Genomic DNA, 6,273 nt, shown 5'->3' with positions numbered 1-6,273 from the left:
TACGGTCTGTGGAGCCCGCCCTCTGGTGGTTCTCGCGGAGCTCTTGAGCCATGCATTCGACGGACGCGGAGAGGTCCTCGACGTCACGACCTCCGGCCATCGGACCGGCAGCTGGGAAAGCTCGGTGACGTATGCTGCAATAGCGTTTCGCGGGTCGTGGAAAGGCTGGCGCGAGGATGGACCCCGGCCTCCGCTCGGGAGACTGACGTCAGCTCAGGGCGAGGAAGCAGTTGCCCTCGCGCGTGCGACGCTCGAGAGCTTTCTGATGCACGATGAAAGCCTCGCCGAGTGGTACGGGCGGGCGCTGGAGCGCGATGCGCTGAGTGCAGACGCGGGCGCATTCGTGACCCTCAACCATCGAGGTGTTCAAGCGGGATCGCCGGGCAGGCTGCGGGCCTGTATGGGCGTGATCGAGGCCAGGCAACCCTTGGCAGATGCCGTGGTGCAGGCCGCCGTGTGGGCGGCGCGGGATCCGCGATTTCCGCGCCTCGAGGCCGACGAGCTGAGCGGCCTCGATGTCGAGGTTTCGGTGCTGTCTCCAGCCGAGCCTGTCACTGGGCCCGAGGCGATCGAGGTCGGCACGCACGGTGTGATTCTCCAAAAGGGCAGCCACCGAGCGCTGTTCCTTCCGCAGGTCGCAACCGAACAGGGATGGGACCGACGGACGATGCTCGATCAGCTGGCGCGAAAAGCGGGACTGCCGGCGGGCGGTTGGCGCAGCGGTGCGGAGTTCGAGGTCTTTACTGCGCAGATCTTTGGAGAGGACGAATGAAGATGCTCACTCGCCGCGAGCTGGCGCTGATGATCGGTGCCGGCGTTGTCTCGGGAGCTGCCGGGAGGCAGGTAGGAAGGCCCACCGCCCATCCGGGAGTGGTCGGCGTAGCAGAGGCTCACACGCCGCTCAGCACCTCTTTGGACCCGAAAGTGGCGGAACGCGCGGTGGCCGAAGCCCTGGCTGCCTCGGTTGGGGCCAAGTCGCCCGTCGAGGCCGCTTCGGCGTTGTTCACGCGGCACGACACGGTCGGAATCAAGGTCAATTGCCTGGCGGGGAAGCACCTTTCGCCTCGTGTTGAGCTGGTTGAAGCGCTGGTCGATCTAATTGCCGCCGTGGGCGTCGATCGGCAGCGAATCATCGTCTTCGAGCGCTCCGACCGGGAGCTCCAGAGGGCAGGATTCACGATCCGCCGACAGAGTCCCCCTTACCGCTGCGTCGGCACCAACAACGATTTCGATCGACAGCCGTCGTCGAGTGGCGCCATCGGATCGTGTTTCGCGCGGATGGTGTCGAAAACCTGCACCGCCTTGGTGTCGTTCGGGGTCGTCAAGGACCACGACCTGTCAGGGGTCTCGGCTGGGATGAAGAACTGGTACGGGGTGATTCACAATCCCAACAAGTACCACCAAAACGGCTGTGATCCGTACATCGCCGACGTCGTTCGTCATCCGTTCATCCGCGATAAATTGCGCTTGACGGTCCTCGACGGTGTCATCGCACAGTGCAATGGCGGCCCGGCCTATCGATCGGATGGGATCTTTGAACTCGGCAAGGTGGCCGCAAGTACCGACCCGGTTGCTGCCGATCTGTGGGCCTGGCGGGAGATCGAAGCGGAGCGAGCGAGGCGTGGTCTGCCAACCCTCGAGGCCGCGGGACGACCCGTTCGCTTCCTCGCGACGGCGGCTCGTGAGGGGCTCGGAGTCGACGATCCTGAGAAACTCCTGGTGGTGACGGCGTGACTATCGATCGTAGACGACTCCTCGCGCTGGGTGCGGCTAGTGCCGCGACCGGTCTCTGTTCGCCCCGTTTGCTGGCAACCCCGGCCATCCAACCCGGCTCCCCGGCTGCGGGCGACGAGCTGCCGGCGCGAGAGGCTTCCTGGTACAAGAAGCTCGACGAGGGGAGGGTAGAGTGCGAACTCTGTCCGCAGGCGTGCAAGGTCGCCGACATGGAACGCGGCATGTGCGGAGTGCGAGAAAACCGGGGTGGCACCTACTACACGCTGGTGCACAGCCTCGCATGCGCCGTCCACGTTGACCCAATAGAGAAGAAACCGCTGTTCCACGTCATGCCGGGAGAACAGGCGCTCTCGTATTCGACCGCGGGCTGTAACGTCGAGTGCAAGTTCTGCCAGAACTGGGAACTGTCACAGTTCAGGCCCGAGCAGGTCAGTGCCTATAATCTCCCGCCGGATGCGGTGATTGGTCTCGCCAAGAAGAACAAGGCGCGCCTTACCGCCGCGACCTACGGTGAGCCGGTTGTTTTCTGGGAATACGTTCGTGATGTGGCGGTTGCAGCCAACGCAGCCGGTATGAAACCGACGGTAGTTTCGAACGGGTTCATTCAGGAAAAAGCGTTGCGCGACGTGCTGCCGCTCCTGTCCGCAATCAAGGTCGACCTCAAGAGCTTTCGTGATGAATTTTATCGCAAACAGGTGCGGGGCGAGCTCGAACCGGTTTTGAAGAGTCTCCGTGTCATCAAAGAGTCCGGAGTGTGGCTCGAGATCGTCGTGCTCCTGATACCGACTCTCAACGACTCGGAAACCGAGATTCGGGAATTGAGTTCGTGGGTGAGGAAGGAGCTCGGCCCCGAGATACCCGTCCACTTCACGCGTTTCCACCCCACCTATCGCCTCACCGACCTCCCTCCTACGCCGGTGGCGACGCTCGAGCGCGCGTGGGAGATCGGTCGCGAGGCTGGACTCAACTTCGTCTATCTCGGCAATCTTCCCGGCCATCCGGGCGAAAACACCGTCTGTCCCGGATGCGGTGGGATCCTCATCCGGCGCATGGGGTTCCAGGTGCTCGAAAATCGGATTGGCAAGGGATTCTGCCCCGACTGCCGGCGCAGCATTCCCGGCGTTTGGGCGTGAGATCCGGCTCAGCGACCGGTTGAAATACCACCGAGACTCAGAACCTCCGACCGGATTCCGCACGGCGTCGGTCGTGCGAGAATCGCTCTGCCACGGGATCGATCGAGCGTGGCGGAAAACGAGGTGAAAGAGATGCGTCGATTGATGTTGGTCCTTTTGGTTGTGTCGACCTTAGGAGCGGGCGTTGTGTTGGCGGATGCCGGATCAGAAGTGCCGAAGGCGTTTTTCGAACCGAGGTCACTGGTGGCCGGCATCTACGATGCGGTGTCGGCCCCGCCGGAGACCGTCCCCGATTGGGATTTCATCCGTTCTCACTTCACTCCCGAGGCGTTGATCGTGCTCAGGGCGACGCCCGAGGAGAGCCGTCTGATGGACCTCGAGGCTTTCATTGATGACTTCGAATCGTTCTACGAGCGAATCGGCCCGTCGGGCCGTGGTTTCAGGGAGACGGTTCAGTCGATTCGAGTTGTCGAGTTCGGTAACGTTGCCCACTGTTATGTGGTCTACACGGCGGATATCGTCGGCGACGACCGTCCCCCTCAACGCGGCCTTGACAGCTGGCATCTGATGCAACGCGACGGTAGGTGGTGGGTCGTGTCGGTCATCAACGACGTCGAGCGGATCGCCGGTCCGATTCCGGACGAGGTGCTCGCCGAAAACTGAGATCTCGTCGCAAGAAATCAGTGTGGCGGAAGAGTTATTCTCATATTCAATGATATGATCAATCACCGATACAATGCTGGTGGACGAACGATGACCACCCTGGAAGGAGAGTCGTGAATCATCAGCCGGTACACATTCACTCGATGCTGGTTCACGCGGTGATCGCCTTCGCTCCACTAGCCGCCTGCAGCTTCCTTCTCGACGCAACGGGTGCAACAGTTGCTGGCATAGGACCTCCGGTCTGGCGTCTCCTGCTGTGGGGTTCTCTCGTCGGCATGCTGGCGGTGGCCCTGCCTGCAACCGTGACGGGAATTGCCGAACGGAACCATCTCTACGCCAATTGGCCACCGAGCCATCGAGCGAAGCTCGCACTGTCGGCTATCCTCATTGCTCTGATAGCGATCGAACTCTATGCTCTATGGTTGAATCAAGCAAACGGCGGCGGTATTCCCTGGCTCGGCGTCGCGGTCGTGATCGGGAACAACGCAGTCGCCCTCGCGCTCTCGTACTACGGTCTGCGCATCACGCTTGGTCGCCAGGCGCTGGCGGCGACCTCCTCGTACGTTGCAGATATGGACCGTGAACCGCCGGTCGACATCCTCGATGTGGTCGCGCATCAAGCTGCGGAGCCGGCGAGGATGGTCGATGTTCGACAGGAAGGCGGCGGCTGATGGACTTCGGCCTCAGTCAAGAGCAGCAGGGTCTGATCGAGAAAGCGCGGACTTTCACCAAGGAGTGGATCGCGCCCAATGCGATCAAACACGACCGTTCGGGGGAGTTTCCGCTTGAAATCTGCCGTGAAGCCTTTCGACAGGGACTCATGAACCCGCACATCCCCGAGGAGTACGGCGGGACACCGCACGCGGTCCTCGACCACTGTCTGATGCTCGAGGAGATGTGTACCGGCTGCTCCGGCATCGCCACTGCAATCGACGCCAACGGCCTGTCCCAGTACCCTGTGATTTTGGCCGGGACGGACGACCAGAAACAACGTTTCCTCGCGCCGATGACCGAAGACTTGATGTTCTCGGCCTATGCCGTGACCGAGCCGGAGGCCGGTTCGGACGTGTCGCGGGTCCAGACGACGGCCGAGAAGGTCGGCGATGACTACGCGTTGAACGGTGTCAAATGGTGGATCACGAACGGCTCGGTCGCGAGTTGGTACTTCGTCCTCGCCCGGGTCGATGAGAAACCCACCGGGTTTCTCGTGCCTGCCGACTCGCCGGGCATAATTCGGGGCCCAAAAGAGATCAATATCGGCCAGCACGCATCGAACACAGTGAGGGTCACCTTCGAAGACGTCAAGGTCGAGGCGAGAAACCGGCTCGGCGGTGAGGGAGATGGTTTTCAGATCGCGATGAAGACCTTCGATCATACCCGGCCGGGGGTGGCGAGTGGCGCCAACGGCATTACCAAGGCGGCGCTCAACATCGCGCTCTCGTATTCCAAGCGGCGGCGCACTTTCGACAAGAAACTGATTTCGAATCAGGGCATTTCCTTCAAGCTCGCCGAGATCATGACCCGCCTGGATGCCGCGCGCCACCTCACCTACAAGGCAGCGTGGCTCTTCGATCAGGGTCTCGACAATGCCAGAGAGGCCTCCGAAGCAAAGTGGTTCGCGGCCGATGTCGCCATGCAGGCGGCGATCGAATGCGCGCAGGTGCTCGGCGGCTACGGCTACACCAGCGAGATGCCGGCCGAGAAGCTGATTCGCGACGCCAAGATCTACCAGATATACGAGGGTGCGACCGAGATCCAGAAGATGGTCATCGTCGGCAAGCTGATGCGGATGAGAGAGGTCCACTGATGCTCGCTGATCTCCGCAGGTTGGTGGCCGGAATCGCCGAGCGCTTCAAGGGCCGTTACTTCGGCAGGACTTTCCGATGTCCCGTGTGCCATCTCGAGCTTGCGCTGGTCGACGCCAACGGAAACCGGCTGCTGGTCTGTCCAGTCTGCGGGGTCGTGCTCGACGTCGAGGAGGTGTACGGCCACGTCGTGCCGGTGGTGCTCGGGGTCGAGGTCTTCCGACCGCAGCCCACGTTGAGGGTTCATCCCCTTGCCACCCATCTGCCGATCGGGCTCTATCCATTCGCTCTTCTCGGTGCGGGCGCTTTGTTGCTCCTGTCGCTGCTCGCTCCAGTAGCGCCTGGCGTCGTCCACCTCGCCGACATGGCGCCCGTTCTCGCCGACGCGATACTGGTTTTGCTGGTGGTTTCGGTGGGGTCTTCCGTCGTGACCTTCGCCTCTGGGCTGCGCGACTGGTTCCGGCGATATCGACGCCGACCCTACGCTCAGATTCGGCTCAAAATCGCGTTCTCGGTCCTGTTCCTCATTTTCGGTGGGATTGCCATCGCATTGCACGCCTCGGGAGCCGGTTTCGCGGCGACAACCGGCCTGGTGGATCTCGGATCGCCTCTCGCCATAACCCTGGCGGCGCTGGAGGTGATGGTCCTCGGAGCAGGGATGGTGGTGATCGCCACCCTCGGCCACGTCGGCGGTACCCTCGTTTTCGGACGTTGATTCCAAAACCTGATCAACGTCCGATCCCAAACCCGATCCCGATCCCGAATTCAAGTTCCGGTCAGCATCGCTTGTGATTTCCGGGTGATCGTTCCCGCTCTCGTCGGAATCCACGGTGTCAGTCACCGTTCGTCTCGCCGTGAATTCGGCAAGGATCCACCCGTTGTGCTTGGTAGACGACGGCGGCACACCATCGTCGGGATTGGGATCGGGAGCGGGAACG

Annotated in this window: 7 protein-coding genes; all 7 read left to right on the top strand. The window is 62.0% G+C overall.

Annotated elements, in window-relative coordinates; translation table 11 throughout:
* A partial coding sequence (amrA, locus tag LJE93_07660; GenBank protein ID MCG6948771.1) for an AmmeMemoRadiSam system protein A occupies nt 1–772 on the top strand: 772 nt, incomplete at its 5' end.
* The gene (locus LJE93_07655; protein MCG6948770.1) at nt 769–1,734 is read left to right on the top strand and encodes a DUF362 domain-containing protein; all 966 of its coding nucleotides are present in this window, start codon (nt 769–771) and stop codon (nt 1,732–1,734) included. The genes amrA and LJE93_07655, both read left to right, overlap by 4 nt.
* The gene (gene amrS, locus LJE93_07650; GenBank protein MCG6948769.1) at nt 1,731–2,867 is read left to right on the top strand and encodes an AmmeMemoRadiSam system radical SAM enzyme; all 1,137 of its coding nucleotides are present in this window, start codon (nt 1,731–1,733) and stop codon (nt 2,865–2,867) included. Before LJE93_07655 ends, amrS begins: the two co-directional genes overlap by 4 nt.
* A gap of 132 nt (nt 2,868–2,999) precedes the next feature.
* Nucleotides 3,000–3,530, top strand: a complete 531-nt coding sequence (locus LJE93_07645) for a nuclear transport factor 2 family protein (protein ID MCG6948768.1) — start codon at nt 3,000–3,002, stop codon at nt 3,528–3,530.
* 113 nt (nt 3,531–3,643) lie between these two features.
* Complete coding sequence (locus LJE93_07640) at nt 3,644–4,201, top strand: hypothetical protein (protein MCG6948767.1); 558 nt, start codon at nt 3,644–3,646, stop codon at nt 4,199–4,201.
* Nucleotides 4,201–5,337, top strand: coding sequence for an acyl-CoA dehydrogenase family protein (locus tag LJE93_07635; GenBank protein MCG6948766.1), 1,137 nt, complete (start codon nt 4,201–4,203; stop codon nt 5,335–5,337). The genes LJE93_07640 and LJE93_07635 overlap by 1 nt, the downstream gene beginning before the upstream one ends.
* Nucleotides 5,337–6,050: a TFIIB-type zinc ribbon-containing protein gene (locus LJE93_07630; protein ID MCG6948765.1), complete on the top strand. Its 714-nt coding sequence runs from the start codon at nt 5,337–5,339 to the stop codon at nt 6,048–6,050. The genes LJE93_07635 and LJE93_07630 overlap by 1 nt, the downstream gene beginning before the upstream one ends.
* The last annotated feature ends 223 nt before the right edge of the window (nt 6,051–6,273 follow it).

It is taken from the genome of Acidobacteriota bacterium (assembly GCA_022340665.1).
Classification (GTDB): domain Bacteria; phylum Acidobacteriota; class Thermoanaerobaculia; order Thermoanaerobaculales; family Sulfomarinibacteraceae; genus Sulfomarinibacter.
Note: the sequence above shows the minus strand (reverse complement) of the source record. Positions and strands in the feature narration are given on the sequence as shown.